Raw genomic sequence first — 14424 nt, 5'->3', positions numbered from 1 at the left:
CTACGCCGCCGCCGCGGCGTCGCGCCGCAGCGAGCGCGCCGACAGCGCGGTGACGACGGTCGCGACGCCGACGAACGAGGCGGCGGCGAGGAACGCGACGTGCGGCGACGCGGCGTCGACGATCGCGCCCGAGATCGCCGAGCCGATCGCGCCGGCGGCGAACATGCCGCTGCCGAGCCACGTGTACGCCTCCGTCACCGTGCCCTCGGCGGCGACCTGGCCGCACAGCCCGTAGATGACGGCGAACAGCGGAGCGATGGCGGCGCCGGCCAGGACGAGCAGCAGGCCCAGGATCCACAGGCTCGGCGCGGCGGCGAGCGCGGCGTGCCCGACCGTCGCGGCGACGAGCAGCACGATCAGGCGCCGGACGGGCGAGCCGCTCGGCCCGTGGTGCGCGGACAGCAGGCCGGCGATCAGGCTGCCGACGCAGTAGGCCGTCAGGAGCAGGCCGAGCGCCGCGCCGGACCCGGACTCCTCGGCCGCGCCGGTGATGGCCACCTCGGCGGCGCCGAACATGATGCCCAGGCCGCTCGTCGCCGCCAGCAGGGTGCGGATCGACGCGTTGCGCAGCGGGCTGTCGTGCCGCGCCGCGGCACCCGTGCGCGTCGGCATCGCGCGCGGCTCGGGCGAGCGGGCGAACGCCGTCGTCGCCGCCGACAGGGCCACCGCGCCGGCGATCATGCCCAGCGAGGGGTCGTGCGCGGCCAGCACGCTGATGAACAGCAGCGGCCCGACCATGAAGGTGATCTCCTGCACGGACGCCTCGACCGCCAGCGCGGCGTGGCGGATCCGCGGGTCCGGCAGGATCCGGCCGAAGAGCGTCCGCAGACACGGCGCGACGGGCGGCTGCCCCGCGCCGGCGAGCAGCGCGAGCGGCAGCAGCGCCCACGCCGGGGCGCTGTCGGGCAGCAGGCCGCCGACGACGAGCATCGAGCCCGAGACGGCCATCGCCGCGAGCAGGACGGGCGAGGCGCCCAGGCGGTCGACGGCGCGGCCGAGCAGCGGCGAGCCGAGCGCCATGCCGACGCCGGCGGCCGCCGAGACGGCGCCCGCGATCGCGTAGCCGCCGCCCAGGTCGCGGGCGCGCAGCAGGAACAGCAGGCCGAGCACCGCGACGGGGGCGCGGGCGAGCAGCGAGAGCAGGAGCAGGCGCGCCACGCCGGGTGAGCGCAGGGCGGCGACCGCAGGGCTCTCGGCACGTGGACGTCGAGCGTCGGGGGCGGCGATCGTGGTCACATCGTCCACGGTAACTGATGGCGGGATCAGTTGGGCGTGCGTGCGGTCACCCAGCGGCGGGCGATCGCCGCGCCGGACGCCGGCCCGCGGCGCCGCCGCGGACGCCCCCGGGCGAGCACGGCCTCAGCCGGCCAGGATCGCGCCGACCGCGTCGTCGAGCACCGCGACGGCCTCGTCGTCGGTGACGATGCCGCAGCGGAGCGGCGCCGTCAGGCCGTCGACGACCGCCATCAGCAGCACCGCGGCGCGGGCGGGGTCGAGCGCCGCCGGGGCGTCTCCCGTCTGGCGGGCCTCGGCCAGCACGTCGGTCAGCAGCGCGATCCACGCCGCCTGCCGATCGCGGACGACGTCCTGCACGACGGGGGAGAAGCGCGCCTGCGTCCACAGCTGGTGCCAGAGCTCGCGGCCGTCCGGCGTCTGCTGGTCGTCCTCGAGCGTGGACGAGTGCACGAAGCGGACGATCCGCTCGCGGCCGGGCGGCAGGGCGGCGAGCTCGTCGACGACGTCGGCCAGCGCGCGCTCGTCCGCACGCAGGAACGCGGCGGCGATCAGCTCGTCGCGGGAGGAGAAGTGCGCCGAGACCAGCGGCTGCGACACCCCGGCGGCGTCCGCGACGTCCTGGATCCGGAAGGCGTGCACGCCGCGGTCGACGATGACGCGGCCGGCGGCGTCGAGGATTCCCGCCCGGCGCTCCTCGTGCGTCAGGCGCGTGCGGGCGGGTCCGGGCATGCGGGGAGTATGCGGCAGCGCCCCGACGGGCGCTCAGTCGTCGAGGGGATGGAGCTCGTCGCCGACGGACACGCGGCCGGGGGTGACGACCGCGAAGTAGATGCCGGCGCACGCCTCGTTGCGCTGGCCGATGCGCTTCAGGACGGTGCGGCCCTCGGGAACCTCGTCCCCCTGCGCGCGGGTCGTCATGACGCAGCGCTCCGTCCGCTCCGTCGCGCGCAGCACCGCGCCGCCCAGGCGGAACGCCCGGCCGGGCCAGGCGTCCTCGGCGAAGTCCGGCGCGCCCTCGGGCGTCTCGAGCACGACGTTCGGGCGCAGCCGCAGCGGGTCGAGCGGCGTGCCGTCGTCGTCGGCGAGCGCCGCGAGGGTGGCGGTCGTCACCAGGTGCAGGGGCGCGGCGTCGTGGTGCCGGCCCCACCGGTAGCCGCGGTCGCCGCGGTCGAAGCGCAGCTCGCGGCCCAGGTGGGCGGAGAGCGCCTCGTCGGCGGCGGGCTCGCCCGCGCGCGCCGTGGTGCCGTCCGGCAGGGTGACGACGACGCCCTGCTCGTCCGTGGTGGCGCGCAGGTCGAGCATGCCGTCGACCAGGCGCCAGCGCTCCCGGTTCGTCTTCGCCGACGCCCAGTTGCGCATGCGGTCCAGGAGCGCCCAGGCGCGGTCGCCGTCGAGCCCGGCGCCGTCCAGGTCGGCGGTCTGCAGCAGCTCCCCGCGCATCGACTTCACGGGGTAGCGGTGGAGGGCGGCGACGCGGCCGAGCGGCTCGGGCATGGCGGCAGCATACGGCCGCCGGACCTCGCGGCCGCGGCCCCACCGTGCGCGCCGACGCGCCATCCGTGCGACAATGGGTCCTTGCCGGGGGCACTCCAGCGACGGCCGAACGACCGCCGCGGGGGCCCCTGCACGGAGCCGGAGGACCGGGGGTGATCGCCGTCCTCGGCGCCCACGCGGTGGCCGCCCTGGCGGCGCCGTGGCTCGTGTCCCGGCTCGGCCGGCGGGCCTTCCTGCTGCTCGCCCTCGCACCCGCCGCGGCCGTGGCGTGGGCGATCACGCGGACGGGCGAGGTCACCGGCGGCGGCGCCGTCGAGACCGTCCACCGCTGGCTGCCGAGCTTCGACCTGGACCTGGCGTTCCGGCTGGACGCGCTGTCGCTGCTGCTGGCCTTCGTCGCCGCCGGCGTCGGCGCGCTGGTGCTCGCGTACTGCGCGCGCTACTTCCGCAGCGACGAGCCGGGGCTGGGGCGCTTCGCGGGCGTCCTCGTCGCCTTCGCCGGGGCGATGCTCGGCCTGGTCCTGGCCGACGACCTGCTGCTGCTCTACGTCTTCTGGGAGCTGACGACCGTCCTGTCGTTCCTGCTCGTCGGGCACCAGGGGGACCGGCAGAGCGCGCGCCGCGCCGCGATGGACGCGCTCGTCGTGACGACGGCGGGCGGCCTGGCGATGCTCGTCGGCGCCGTCCTCGTCGGCCAGGCGGCCGGCACCTACCGGATCTCGGAGATCGTCGCGAGCCCGCCGGGCGGCACGGCGGTCGACGTCGGCGTCGCGCTGCTGCTCGTCGGCGCCCTGACGAAGTCGGCGCTCGTCCCCTTCCACTTCTGGCTGCCCGGCGCGATGGCCGCCCCGACGCCGGTCAGCGCCTACCTGCACGCCGCGGCGATGGTCAAGGCCGGCGTGTACCTCGTCGCCCGGCTGGCGCCCGCGTTCGCGGACTCCGCGGCGTGGCGGCCCACGCTGCTGGTGCTCGGCAGCGCCACGCTGCTGCTCGGCGCCGTGCGCGCCCTGCGTCAGCACGACCTGAAGCTGCTGCTCGCGTACGGCACGGTCAGCCAGCTCGGCCTGCTGACGCTGCTCGTCGGCCACGGCGGCCGCGACGTGGCGCTCGGCGGCATCGGCCTGCTGCTCGCGCACGCCCTGTACAAGTCCGCGTCGTTCCTCGTCGTCGGCATCGTCGACCACGACACGGGCACGCGCGATCTGCGCGTGCTCTCCGGCCTGGGCCGCGCGCGGCCGCGCCTGGCGGCGATCGCGGGCCTGGCCGCGGCGTCGATGGCCGGCGTGCCGCTGTTCGCGGGCTTCGCCGCGAAGGAGACGGCGTTCGAGGCGCTCGCGCACGGCGACGCGCTCGACGGCGTCCTGCTCGCCGTGATCGTCGTCGGCGTGGCGCTGACCGCGGCCTACGCGTGGCGCTTCTGGTGGGGCGCGTTCGCGACGAAGGGCGAGGTGCCCGATCGCCGCTGCGCGCCGGCCGACCCGGGGCTCGAGGCGGCGCCGGCCCTGCTCGCCGTCGGCGGCCTGGCGCTGGGCGTCGCGTTCGCCGCCGTCGATCCCCTCGCCGCGCGCTGGGCCGACACGCTCGGGCCCGCCGACCACCCGCTGCACCTGGCCGCGTGGCACGGCTTCGGGCTGCCGCTGGTCCTGTCGCTCGCGGCCCTGGCCGGCGGGGCGCTCGTCGTCGCGCTGCAGCGGCGCGTCGTCGGGGCGCTCGCGCCGCGCCGCGAGCGGGCGGCGGACGAGCGGCCGCGGATGCCGGACGCCCGGCGGGTCTACCTGGGCGTCGTCGGCCTGACGGAGCGCGCCGCGGTGCGCGCCGCCCGCGCCACGCAGTCCGGCTCGCTCCCCGTCTACCTGCTCACGATCCTCGGGGTGCTGACGGCGGCCATGACCGTCGCGTTGATCGTCGGCGGGCCGTGGCACGTCGAGCTGCGGCTGTGGGACGCGCCGCCCCAGGGGCTCGTGGGCGCGCTGATCGTCGCCGGCGCCGTGCTGACCCTGCGGGCGCGCCGCCGCCTGAAGGCCGTGATCCTGTCCGGCGTCGTCGGCTACGGCGTCGCGACCCTCTTCGCGCTGCAGGGCGCGCCGGACCTGGCGCTCACGCAGTTCCTCGTCGAGACGGTGACGCTCGTCGTCGTGGTCCTCGTGCTGCGCCGCCTGCCGACGCACTTCACCGGGACCGTGTCGGTGCGCGGACGCCGGCGGCTCCACCTGGTCGTCGGCGTCGTCGTCGGCGTCCTGATGGCGGTCCTGACGCTCGTCGCCGCCGGGGCCCGCGAGGCCATCCCGGTCTCGGTCCTGATGGCGGCGGCCGCGGAGCTGGGCGGCGGGCACAACATCGTCAACGTCACGCTCGTCGACGTCCGAGCGTGGGACACGATGGGCGAGATCGCGGTGCTCGTCGTCGCGGCGACCGGCGTCACCAGCCTGATCTTCCTGCGCCGCCGGGCCCGCACCGTGCCGCGGCTGGGCGACCCGGCCGCCGACACGCCGGTGTGGGCGACGCGGGCCCCGCGGGCGGCGGCCGAGCGTCCGTCGGCGCCGGCCGCGACCGCGACGCCGGCCGCCGGCGCGCTGCTGCGGGTGACGCAGAACCCCGCGGGCGGCGCGGGCCGGGCGCGCGCCGCCCGCTCGTGGCTCGTGGCCGAGAACACGCTCGCCCCCGAGCGGCGCTCGCTGCTGCTCGAGGTCGTCGTGCGGCTGATCTTCCACACGGTCCTCGTGCTCTCCGTCTACCTGCTGTGGGCGGGGCACGACCTGCCGGGCGGCGGGTTCGCGGGCGGCATCGTCGCCGGCCTGGCGTTCACGATCCGCTACCTGGCGGGCGGACGCTACGAGCTGGGCGAGGCCGCGCCGGTGGGCGCCGGCCTCGTCATCGGCCTGGGGCTCGTCATCGCGACGGGCACGGGGCTGGCCGGCGCGATCGTCGGCGGGGACGTCCTGCAGCACGGCTCCTGGTACCTCGACATCCCGGTCCTCGGCACGCTCAAGCTCTACTCGTCGACGCTCTTCGACGTCGGCGTGTACCTCGTCGTCGTCGGCGTCGTGCTCGACGTGCTGCGCAGCTTCGGCTCCGAGATCGACCGGCAGATCGACGAGGAGCTGCACGCCCCGCGGCCGACCGTCGACCTCCCGCCCCCCACGCCGACGCGCCCGCCGGCGGACGTCGCTCCCGGACCGGAGGCCCGCGCGTGAGCGTCTCGCTCGTCCTCGCCGTCGTCGTCGGCGTCCTCGTCGCCGGCGGCGTCGTCCTGCTGCTCGAGCGCAGCCTGACGCGCGTCCTGCTCGGCGCGGTCCTGCTGGGCAACGGCCTGAACGTGATGATCCTCGCGATGGGCGGGGTCGGGGGCGAGGCGCCGATCCTGGGCGAGGCGAAGCCGGCCGACATGAGCGACCCGCTGCCGCAGGTGATGATCCTGACGTCGATCGTCATCACGTTCGCGATGACCGCCTTCCTGCTGGCGCTCGCCTACCGCTCCTGGCAGCTGCAGGGCAACGACGAGGTGCAGGACGACGTCGAGGACCGCGTGATCGCGGCGCGCCGCGGCGCGGCCGAGGACAGCGGCGCCGACGCCGAGGCCGACGCCGAGGCCGACGCGCGGGCGGCCGTCGCCGAGACGGCGACGACGCGCGACGACGACGCGATCGAGCGGGACGCCTGATGTCGGCCGCCGCCCTCGTCCCGCTGCCCGTGGTGCTGCCGCTGCTCGCGGCGGGCGTGAAGTTCGCCATCGGCGCCCGCCTGCCGCGCCTGAACCGCGCGATCTCGGTCCTGACCCTCGGCGCGGTGCTGGTCATCGCGCTCGTGCTGCTCGTCGCCGCCGACCAGGACGGTCCGCAGGTCGCCGCCGTCGGCGGCTGGGACCCGCCGCTGGGCATCGTCCTCGTCGCCGACCGGCTGTCCGCGCTGATGCTCGCCATCTCGGCGGCCGTGACGCTGTGCGTCATCGTCTACTCGTACGGCCAGGGCATCGCGGACGACGAGCGCGGGCTGCCGCTCGCGGTCTTCCACCCGACGTACCTCGTGCTGGCGGCGGGGATCTCGAACGCCTTCCTGGCCGGCGACCTCTTCAACCTGTACGTCGGCTTCGAGATCCTGCTCGTCTCGAGCTACGTGCTGATCACGATCGGCGGCACCGCGTCGCGGGTGCGGTCGGGCACGACGTACGTCGTCGTCTCGCTGCTCTCGTCGCTGCTCTTCCTCGCCGCGATCGGGCTGGTGTACGGGGCCACGGGGACGATCAACCTGGCGCACCTGTCGCTGCGCCTGCGCGAGCTGGACCCCAACGTCACGCTCGTGCTCGAGCTGGCGCTGCTGCTCGCGTTCGGGATCAAGGCCGCGGTCTTCCCGATGTCGGCGTGGCTGCCGGACTCGTACCCGACGGCGCCCGCCCCGGTGACGGCGGTCTTCGCGGGCCTGCTGACGAAGGTCGGGGTCTACGCGATCATCCGCACGGAGACGCTGCTCTTCCCCGACGACCAGCGCGTCGCGGCGACGCTGATGGTGGTCGCGCTGCTGACGATGGTGGTCGGCATCCTCGGCGCCGTCGCGCAGACGGACGTCAAGCGCATGCTCTCGTTCACCCTCGTCAGCCACATCGGCTACATGGTCTTCGGCGTGGCGCTCGGCTCGCAGCTGGGGCTGAACGGCGCCGTCTTCTACGCGATCCACCACATCACGATCCAGACGACGCTGTTCCTGACGACGGGCATGATCGAGCGCGCCGCCGGGTCGACGTCGACCGAGCGCGTCGGCGGGCTGGCGCGGACCGCGCCGCTCGTGGCGGTGCTCTTCCTCGTCCCGGCGCTCAACCTGGCCGGCATCCCGCCGTTCTCGGGCTTCCTCGGCAAGCTCGCGCTGATCCAGGCCGGCGCGGAGGACGGCGGCGCGCTCGCGTGGATCCTCGTCGGCGGGAGCGTGGTGACGAGCCTGCTGACCCTCTACGCGGTCGGCAAGGCGTGGAGCCGCGTCTTCTGGCGCACGCCGCGCGTCGCGATGGGCGACGCGGGCGAGCACGAGGTGCAGGGCGCGACGATCGGCGGGCGCGAGATCCGGCGCGGCGGCCGCATGCCGCGCCTGATGACGGGCGCGACGGTGGCGCTCGTCGTCCTCGGCGTCGGCTTCACGCTCGCGGCGCGGCCGCTGACCGACCTGACGGACCGCACCGCGATCGAGCTGCGCGACCGCGCGACCTACGTCGGCGCGGTCGGGCTGGGCGACGTCGAGCAGCGGATCCGCACCGCCCAGGCGGAGGGCGCGCGCTGATGCCGCGGCGCGCGATCCCGGGCCGTCGTCGCCGGGCCGCCGCGGGCTCGCGCCTGCTGCCGCCGCTGACGGCGGGCTGGCTGCTCGTCCTGTGGCTGCTGCTGTGGGGCAAGGTGTCGCCGGGCCTCGTCGCGTCCGGCCTGGTCGTCGCCCTCGTCGCCACCGCGCTCTTCCCGCTGCCCGAGATCCCCGTCGAGGGCCGTCCGCGGCCGCTCCCCACGCTCGTCTTCCTGGCCCGGCTGGCGTGGGCGATCGCCCGGGCCAGCGTGCATGTCGCGGCGCTGGCGTTCCGCCGCGACCGCGAGGCGCCGACGGCGGTCATCGGCGTGCGGCTGCGCACCCGCTCGGACCTCATGCTGACCCTGGTCGCCGAGGTCCTCTCGATCGTCCCCGGGTCGATCGTCGTCGAGATCGACCGTCGCGACGCCGTCCTGTACCTGCACCTGATCGGCGTGCGCGACCGGGCCGACGTGGAGCGCGAGCGGGCGTCGGCGCTGGCGACCGAGGCGCGGATGATCCGGGCGTTCGGCTCGCCCGCCGACCGCGAGGCCCTCGACCGCGCGGAGGCCGGCGCGTGACCGTCGTCATCTGGATCGCCGCCGCGCTGCTGGCCGTCGCCGCGCTCCTCGCGGTCGTCCGCATCGTCCGGGGGCCGTCGCCGCTCGACCGCGTCGTCGCGCTCGACGTGCTGCTCTCCTGCCTGATCGGGGCGATCGGCCTGGAGGCCGCGTACGACCGCCACGGCACGACGATCCCGGTGCTCGCGGTCCTGGCGCTGCTCGGCTTCGTCGGCTCGGTGGCGGTGGCCCGCTTCGGGGCCGGCGAGGGCGAGGACGAGGGCGAGCCGCGCGACGAGGGGGCCGGACGATGACGCAGGTGCTCGACGTCCTCTCCGCGGTCTGCCTGCTCGGCGGCGCGCTGCTGTCCTTCGCGGCCGGCGTCGGCGTGCTCCGCTTCCCCGACGTCCTCAGCCGGATGCACGCGGCGTCGAAGCCCCAGGTGCTCGGGCTGCTGCTCGTGCTCGTCGGGGTCGGCCTGCGGCTGCGGACGGGCTTCGACATCACGACGCTCGTGCTCGTCGCCGTCTTCCAGCTGGCGACGGCGCCCGTGGCGGCGCACATGGTCGGGCGCTCCGCCTACCGGACGAAGCGCGCGCGGCGCGACCTGATGGTCGTGGACGAGCTGAGCGAGCGCCTGGACGAGGCGCGGGCCGACGTCGCGGCGGCCGACGCGCCCGCGACGGACGGCGGCACGCCCGACCGGCGCGGCTGATCAGGCCCCGACGTACGCCGCCAGGTGCTCGCCCGTCAGGGTCGAGCGGGCGGCGACGAGGTCGGCCGGCGTGCCCTCGAAGACGACGCGGCCGCCGTCGTGGCCCGCGCCGGGGCCCAGGTCGACGATCCAGTCCGCGTGCGCCATCACGGCCTGGTGGTGCTCGATGACGACGACCGTCCGGCCGCCGTCGACCAGGCGGTCGAGCAGGCCGAGCAGGGCCTCGACGTCGGCCAGGTGCAGGCCGGTGGTGGGCTCGTCGAGGACGAGCACCGGCGGCGCGTCGCCCGGCTTCTCGGCCATGTGGACGGCGAGCTTGAGCCGCTGGCGCTCGCCGCCCGACAGCGTGGTCAGCGGCTGGCCGAGGGTCAGGTAGCCCAGGCCGACGTCCTCGAGCCGGGCGAGGACGCGGTGCGCCGCCGGCACCTTCGCGTCCCCGGCCGCGAAGAACGCGGCGGCCTCGGCGACGGGCATCGCGAGGACCTCGGCGATGTTCCGGCCGCCGAGCCGGTGCTCGAGCACCTCGGCCTGGAAGCGGCGCCCCTCGCACTCCTCGCAGACCGTCGCGACCCCGGCCATCACCGCCAGGTCGGTGTAGATGACGCCCGCGCCCTTGCACGCCGGGCAGGCGCCGTCCGAGTTGGCGCTGAACAGCCCCGGCTTGACGCCGTTGGCCTTCGCGAACGCCTTGCGGATCGGGTCGAGGACCCCGCTGTACGTGGCGGGGTTGCTGCGGCGCGAGCCCTTGATCGCCCCCTGGTCGACGGTCACCACCCCGTCGCGGCCGGCGAGCGACCCGTGGATCAGCGAGCTCTTGCCCGAGCCCGCCACCCCGGTGACGACGGTCAGCACGCCGAGGGGGACGTCCACGTCGACGTCCCGCAGGTTGTGCGCGTCGGCGCCGCGGATCTCGAGCGCGCCCGTCGCGGCGCGCACCTGCGCCTTCAGCGCCGCGCGGTCGTCGAGGTGCCGGCCGGTCAGCGTGCCGCTCGCCCGCAGCCCCGCGAGCGACCCCTCGAAGACGATCTCGCCGCCCGCGGTGCCCGCGCCGGGGCCCAGGTCGACGACGTGGTCGGCGATGGCGATCGTCTCGGGCTTGTGCTCGACGACCAGGACGGTGTTGCCCTTGTCGCGCAGCTGCAGCAGCAGGGCGTTCATCCGCTCGATGTCGTGCGGGTGCAGCCCGATCGTCGGCTCGTCGAAGACGTACGTCACGTCGGTCAGCGCCGACCCCAGGTGGCGGACCATCTTCACGCGCTGCGCCTCGCCGCCGGACAGCGTGCCCGACGCGCGGTCCAGGCTCAGGTAGCCCAGACCGATCCGCACGAACGCGTCGAGCGCGTCCCGCAGGGCGGCCAGGAGCGGGGCCACGGACGGCTCGTCGCGCTCGGCCACCCATGCCGCCAGGTCGCTGATCTGCATCGCGGACGCGTCGGCGATGCTGATGCCGGCGATCTTCGACGACCGCGCCAGGGCACTCAGCCGCGTGCCGTCGCACTCCGGGCAGGTCGTGAAGGTCACCGCCCGGTCGACGAACGCGCGCACGTGCGGCTGCATCGCCTCGCGGTCCTTGGACAGGAACGACTTCTCGATCGCCGGGATCAGCCCCGTGTACGTCAGGTTGATCCCGTCGACCTTGATCTTCGTCGGCTCGCGGTGGAGCAGGTCCTCCAGCTCGGCGGCGTCGTAGTCGCGGATCGGCTTGTCGGGGTCGAAGAACCCGCAGCCGCGGAGGATCCGGCCCTGCCAGCCGTCCATGCTGTAGCCGGGGATCGTCAGCGCGCCCTCGTTCAGCGACTTGCTCTCGTCGTAGAGCGCGGTCCGGTCGATGTCGGAGACGCGGCCCATGCCCTCGCAGCGCGGGCACATGCCGCCCGTGACGCTGAAGCTGCGGGCCTCGGTCGTCCTCCCGCCGGCGCCCTCGACGGTCACCGCGCCCTTGCCGCTCATCGACGCGACGTTGAACGAGAACGCCTGCGCCGAGCCGACGTGCGGCTGCCCCAGGCGGCTGAAGAGGATGCGCAGCATCGCGCCCGTGTCGGTCACCGTGCCCACCGTCGAGCGGGGGTTCGCGCCGATGCGCTCCTGGTCGACGACGATCGCCGTGGTCAGCCCCTCGAGCACGTCGACGTCGGGCCGGGCGAGGGTCGGCATGAAGCCCTGCACGAACGCGCTGTACGTCTCGTTGATCAGGCGCTGCGACTCGGCGGCGATCGTGCCGAAGACGAGCGAGCTCTTGCCGGACCCGGAGACGCCGGTGAAGACGGTCAGCCGCCGCTTGGGCAGGTCGACGCTGACGTCCTTCAGCGTGTTCTCGCGGGCGCCGAGCACCCGGATGACGTCGTGGGCGTCGGCGGCGGGGGCCGCGTCGGCGGCGTCGGGGCGGGCGGTGGTGCTCATCGGGGCTCCTGCGGGTGGGACGGGACGGCGGCGGGGCCTCCCCGCCGGGGGCGCGGGGAGGCGATGGTGGTCGGGGTCGGGGGCGCGAGCGGTCGCTCAGCGCCGCTCCTGGATGCGGACGAGCGTGCCGGCGGGGTCGCGGAACGAGCAGTCGCGGACCCCGTAGGGCTGCTCGGTCGGCTCCTGCACGACCTCGGCGGCGTCGACGGCCTCGAGCCGCGCGAACGCCGCGTCCAGGTCGTCGGTCGCCAGGTTGATGCTGGCGAAGGTGCCCTTCGCCATCAGCTCGGCGACGGCGCGCTGGTCGTCCTCGGTCAGGCCGGGCGTGGCGGCCGGCGGGTACAGGACGAGCCCGGTGTCGGGCTGGTCGGGGTGGCCGAGCGTCAGCCAGTGCATGCCGCCGTACTCGACGTCGCGCCGCAGCTCGAAGCCGAGCCCGTCGCGGTAGAAGGCCAGCGCCGCCTCGGCGTCGTCGGCGGGGAGGAGCGTCTCGTGGATCGTGATGACCATGGCGGCGAGCCTAGGCCCGCGCCGCGGGCGTCGCTTCTCGATTCCTGACCGGTCGCGTGACGACCTTGGCCACGCACGGCGCCATCCCCTCGGTGGCGCCCGCGGCCTCGCGCCGGTAGACGCTGGGCGGCACGCCGACGAGCTCGGCGAAGCGCGTGCTGAAGGTGCCGAGCGACGAGCAGCCGACGGCGAAGCAGACCTCGGTGACGCTCAGGTCGCCGCGCCGCAGCAGCGCCATCGCGCGCTCGATCCGGCGGGTCATCAGGTAGCTGTACGGCGACTCGCCGTACGCGCGGCGGAACTGGCGGCTCAGGTGGCCGGCCGACATGTGCGCGCCCTGCGCCAGCGCCTCGACGTTCAGCGGCTGCGCGTACTCGCGGTCGATCCGGTCGCGGACGGCCCGGAGCAGCTTCAGGTCCCGGAGGTGCGCGTCGGAGGCCGCTCGGCTCGCCACGAGCGGCATCGTGCCACGTCGGGGCGCGGCGCACCAGGGGTTTGCGGGAGGCAAGGGCGCCCGCGCGGCGGGCGCGTTCCGCCTGAGGTCCGGCATGCGGCCCCGAGACCGAACGCGCCCACGCCGGCGGGCGCGTTCCGCCTGAGGTCCGGCATGCGGCCCCGAGACCGAACGCACCCCTACAGCCCGACGAAGCGCCCGTCCTCCTGCAGCACCTCGCCGTCGGCCAGCAGCCGGCCGCCCTTCCGCAGGTCGCAGATCAGGTCCCAGTGGAGCGCGGACTCGTTCGTGCCGCCGGTCTCGGGGTAGGACCGGCCGAGCGCCGTGTGGACCGTGCCGCCGATCTTCTCGTCGAAGAGGATCACGCCGATCGCGCGGTCGATGCCGAAGTTCGTGCCGATGCCGACCTCGCCCAGCCGCCGGGCGCCCTCGTCCGTCGCGAGCGCGCGCTCCAGGTACTCCGCGCCCTCGTCGGCCCGGTGCCCGACCACGACGCCGTCCGCGAACGTCAGCTCGACGCCGCGCACGTCGACCCCGGCGGGGGAGGAGGGCACGTCGTAGCGGATCGTCCCCGTCGCGCTGCTCTCCAGCGGGCCGGTGAAGACCTCGCCGGACGGCATGTTGCGGCGGCCGTCGCTGTTGGCCCAGGTGCGGCCGTCCACGCGCAGGCGCAGGTCGGTGCCGTCGGCCTGGATCCGCAGCTCGCGCACCGGCGTCAGCCGCTCGATCAGGCGCGCCTGGAAGTCGCGCAGCTCGCCCCACGCGGCGACGGGGTCGGGGCGGTCCAGGAACGTGGCCCGCGCGACGAACGCCGCGAGCTCGCCGAGCGGCATCCCGGCCTGCTCGGCCAGCGCGGGCGTGGGCCACATCGTCGTCGCCCAGCGGCGGGCCAGGGCCAGCTCGCGCGTCTCGTGCCGCCCCCGCGCGGCGCGGGCGATGACGGCCGGGTCGATCGCGCCCAGCTCGGCGGTGTCGAACGGCGCCTGGATCGAGAGCGAGGCGTCGGCCTGCCGCGCCTCCTCCAGCCCCAGCGGCGGGACGCCGTCCAGGTGGCGGTCGCGGGCGTGGCGGTAGAAGCCGGCGTCCTGCCCCGGCAGCCCGGCGCGCAGCAGCGGCCAGGCGTCGGCCTGCAGGATCGCGCGCTGCAGCTCGACGAGCAGCGGCGCGGCGAGGGCGGTGGAGCGGACGAGCACCTGCTGCCCGGGCTGCGGCTCGAGGCAGTAGCCCACGAGCAGGTCGGCGAAGCGCGCGGCGTCGAGCTCGGCGGCGACGGTGCGGTCGGCGTCCTGGGCGGCGGTCACGGCGGTCCTCCTGCGGTCGGGTGGGCGGCGCTCAGGGCGCCTGCATCTCGGGGAACCACTCCGCCAGGTGCTCGCGGAGCACGGTGCGGATCCACGCGCGCTCGTCGGGCGAGGCGACGCGGAAGCGGGCGAGCAGCGCCTTCTGCCCCGTCGTCGGCACGCCGTCGACGCTCCAGCCGTCGACGAGCCGCTCGAAGAGGAACTCGACGGCGCGGTGCCAGACGTCCTCGCGGGTCATCGCCGCCTGGCCGATCTCGCCGCCGACCGTCTCCGCGTAGAGCAGGCGCGTCTTCGGCGTCATCGAGCACCGCAGGTCGAGCGTCATCCGCCCGTCCGGGCTGGCGTACGGCACCGTCGGCAGGGCGGGCGCCTTCGGGGCGGAGGGCTTCTTCGGCTTGCGCTTCTTCGCCATGCGGAGGGGGCGGACGACCGCCCGGCGCCGTCCGGCGGCGGGGCGTCCCGATCGCCGATTCTACGGGTAACGTGGAGGCG

The 14424-nt window shown here is 75.7% G+C and carries 14 protein-coding genes; 6 read left to right on the top strand and 8 right to left on the bottom strand.

Annotated elements, in window-relative coordinates; genetic code table 11:
• From J3P29_RS19075 to J3P29_RS19065, 3 genes are all read right to left on the bottom strand, one after another.
• Nucleotides 1-1236: an MFS transporter gene (locus tag J3P29_RS19075; protein WP_210495961.1), complete on the bottom strand. Its 1236-nt coding sequence runs from the start codon at nt 1234-1236 to the stop codon at nt 1-3.
• Nucleotides 1237-1359: 123 nt separating this feature from the next.
• Nucleotides 1360-1965, bottom strand: a complete 606-nt coding sequence (locus J3P29_RS19070; protein WP_210495959.1) for a TetR/AcrR family transcriptional regulator — start codon at nt 1963-1965, stop codon at nt 1360-1362.
• 33 nt (nt 1966-1998) lie between these two features.
• The gene (locus tag J3P29_RS19065) at nt 1999-2730 is read right to left on the bottom strand and encodes an MOSC domain-containing protein (RefSeq protein ID WP_210495958.1); all 732 of its coding nucleotides are present in this window, start codon (nt 2728-2730) and stop codon (nt 1999-2001) included.
• Between the two features lie 152 nt (nt 2731-2882).
• Between J3P29_RS19065 and J3P29_RS19060 the strand changes: the two genes are divergently transcribed.
• Genes J3P29_RS19060 through mnhG form a run of 6 tightly spaced genes read left to right on the top strand, consistent with a single transcriptional unit; the run spans nt 2883 to nt 9267 of the window.
• On the top strand, nt 2883-5924 hold the full coding sequence (locus J3P29_RS19060; RefSeq protein WP_210495957.1) for a Na+/H+ antiporter subunit A: 3042 nt from the start codon (nt 2883-2885) through the stop codon (nt 5922-5924).
• Nucleotides 5921-6391 carry a Na(+)/H(+) antiporter subunit C gene (locus J3P29_RS19055; RefSeq protein ID WP_210495956.1) on the top strand — a complete coding sequence of 157 codons (471 nt, stop codon included), beginning with the start codon at nt 5921-5923 and terminating at the stop codon, nt 6389-6391. The genes J3P29_RS19060 and J3P29_RS19055 overlap by 4 nt, the downstream gene beginning before the upstream one ends.
• Nucleotides 6391-7995, top strand: coding sequence for a Na+/H+ antiporter subunit D (locus tag J3P29_RS19050; RefSeq protein ID WP_210495954.1), 1605 nt, complete (start codon nt 6391-6393; stop codon nt 7993-7995). Before J3P29_RS19055 ends, J3P29_RS19050 begins: the two co-directional genes overlap by 1 nt.
• The gene (locus J3P29_RS19045; RefSeq protein ID WP_210495953.1) at nt 7995-8573 is read left to right on the top strand and encodes a Na+/H+ antiporter subunit E; all 579 of its coding nucleotides are present in this window, start codon (nt 7995-7997) and stop codon (nt 8571-8573) included. Before J3P29_RS19050 ends, J3P29_RS19045 begins: the two co-directional genes overlap by 1 nt.
• On the top strand, nt 8570-8866 hold the full coding sequence (locus J3P29_RS19040; protein ID WP_210495951.1) for a monovalent cation/H+ antiporter complex subunit F: 297 nt from the start codon (nt 8570-8572) through the stop codon (nt 8864-8866). Before J3P29_RS19045 ends, J3P29_RS19040 begins: the two co-directional genes overlap by 4 nt.
• Nucleotides 8863-9267, top strand: a complete 405-nt coding sequence (gene mnhG / locus J3P29_RS19035) for a monovalent cation/H(+) antiporter subunit G (RefSeq protein ID WP_210495950.1) — start codon at nt 8863-8865, stop codon at nt 9265-9267. Before J3P29_RS19040 ends, mnhG begins: the two co-directional genes overlap by 4 nt.
• Here mnhG and J3P29_RS19030 read toward each other — a convergent pair whose 3' ends face one another.
• From J3P29_RS19030 to J3P29_RS19010, 5 genes are all read right to left on the bottom strand, one after another.
• Nucleotides 9268-11667, bottom strand: a complete 2400-nt coding sequence (locus J3P29_RS19030) for an excinuclease ABC subunit UvrA (RefSeq protein WP_210495948.1) — start codon at nt 11665-11667, stop codon at nt 9268-9270.
• Nucleotides 11668-11763: 96 nt separating this feature from the next.
• Complete coding sequence (locus J3P29_RS19025) at nt 11764-12177, bottom strand: VOC family protein (protein ID WP_210495947.1); 414 nt, start codon at nt 12175-12177, stop codon at nt 11764-11766.
• A gap of 10 nt (nt 12178-12187) precedes the next feature.
• Nucleotides 12188-12640, bottom strand: a complete 453-nt coding sequence (locus J3P29_RS19020) for a helix-turn-helix transcriptional regulator (RefSeq protein ID WP_210495946.1) — start codon at nt 12638-12640, stop codon at nt 12188-12190.
• 170 nt (nt 12641-12810) lie between these two features.
• On the bottom strand, nt 12811-13932 hold the full coding sequence (locus J3P29_RS19015) for an aminopeptidase (protein WP_210495945.1): 1122 nt from the start codon (nt 13930-13932) through the stop codon (nt 12811-12813).
• 31 nt (nt 13933-13963) lie between these two features.
• Complete coding sequence (locus J3P29_RS19010; protein ID WP_210495944.1) at nt 13964-14344, bottom strand: hypothetical protein; 381 nt, start codon at nt 14342-14344, stop codon at nt 13964-13966.
• Nucleotides 14345-14424: the final 80 nt, after the last annotated feature.

The sequence above is a fragment of the Patulibacter sp. SYSU D01012 genome (assembly GCF_017916475.1).
GTDB lineage: Bacteria > Actinomycetota > Thermoleophilia > Solirubrobacterales > Solirubrobacteraceae > Patulibacter.
This window is presented reverse-complemented; position numbering and strand designations above follow the sequence as displayed.

Excerpts from the sequence above, each read along its gene's own strand:
- J3P29_RS19070 (WP_210495959.1), bottom strand. The coding sequence starts at position 1,965 with ATGCCCGGACCCGCCCGCACGCGCCTGACGCACGAGGAGCGCCGGGCG.
- J3P29_RS19065 (WP_210495958.1), bottom strand. The coding sequence starts at position 2,730 with ATGCCCGAGCCGCTCGGCCGCGTCGCCGCCCTCCACCGCTACCCCGTG.
- J3P29_RS19050 (WP_210495954.1), top strand. The coding sequence starts at position 6,391 with ATGTCGGCCGCCGCCCTCGTCCCGCTGCCCGTGGTGCTGCCGCTGCTC.
- J3P29_RS19045 (WP_210495953.1), top strand. The coding sequence starts at position 7,995 with ATGCCGCGGCGCGCGATCCCGGGCCGTCGTCGCCGGGCCGCCGCGGGC.
- mnhG (WP_210495950.1), top strand. The coding sequence starts at position 8,863 with ATGACGCAGGTGCTCGACGTCCTCTCCGCGGTCTGCCTGCTCGGCGGC.
- J3P29_RS19030 (WP_210495948.1), bottom strand. The coding sequence starts at position 11,667 with ATGAGCACCACCGCCCGCCCCGACGCCGCCGACGCGGCCCCCGCCGCC.
- J3P29_RS19025 (WP_210495947.1), bottom strand. The coding sequence starts at position 12,177 with ATGGTCATCACGATCCACGAGACGCTCCTCCCCGCCGACGACGCCGAG.
- J3P29_RS19020 (WP_210495946.1), bottom strand. The coding sequence starts at position 12,640 with ATGCCGCTCGTGGCGAGCCGAGCGGCCTCCGACGCGCACCTCCGGGAC.
- J3P29_RS19010 (WP_210495944.1), bottom strand. The coding sequence starts at position 14,344 with ATGGCGAAGAAGCGCAAGCCGAAGAAGCCCTCCGCCCCGAAGGCGCCC.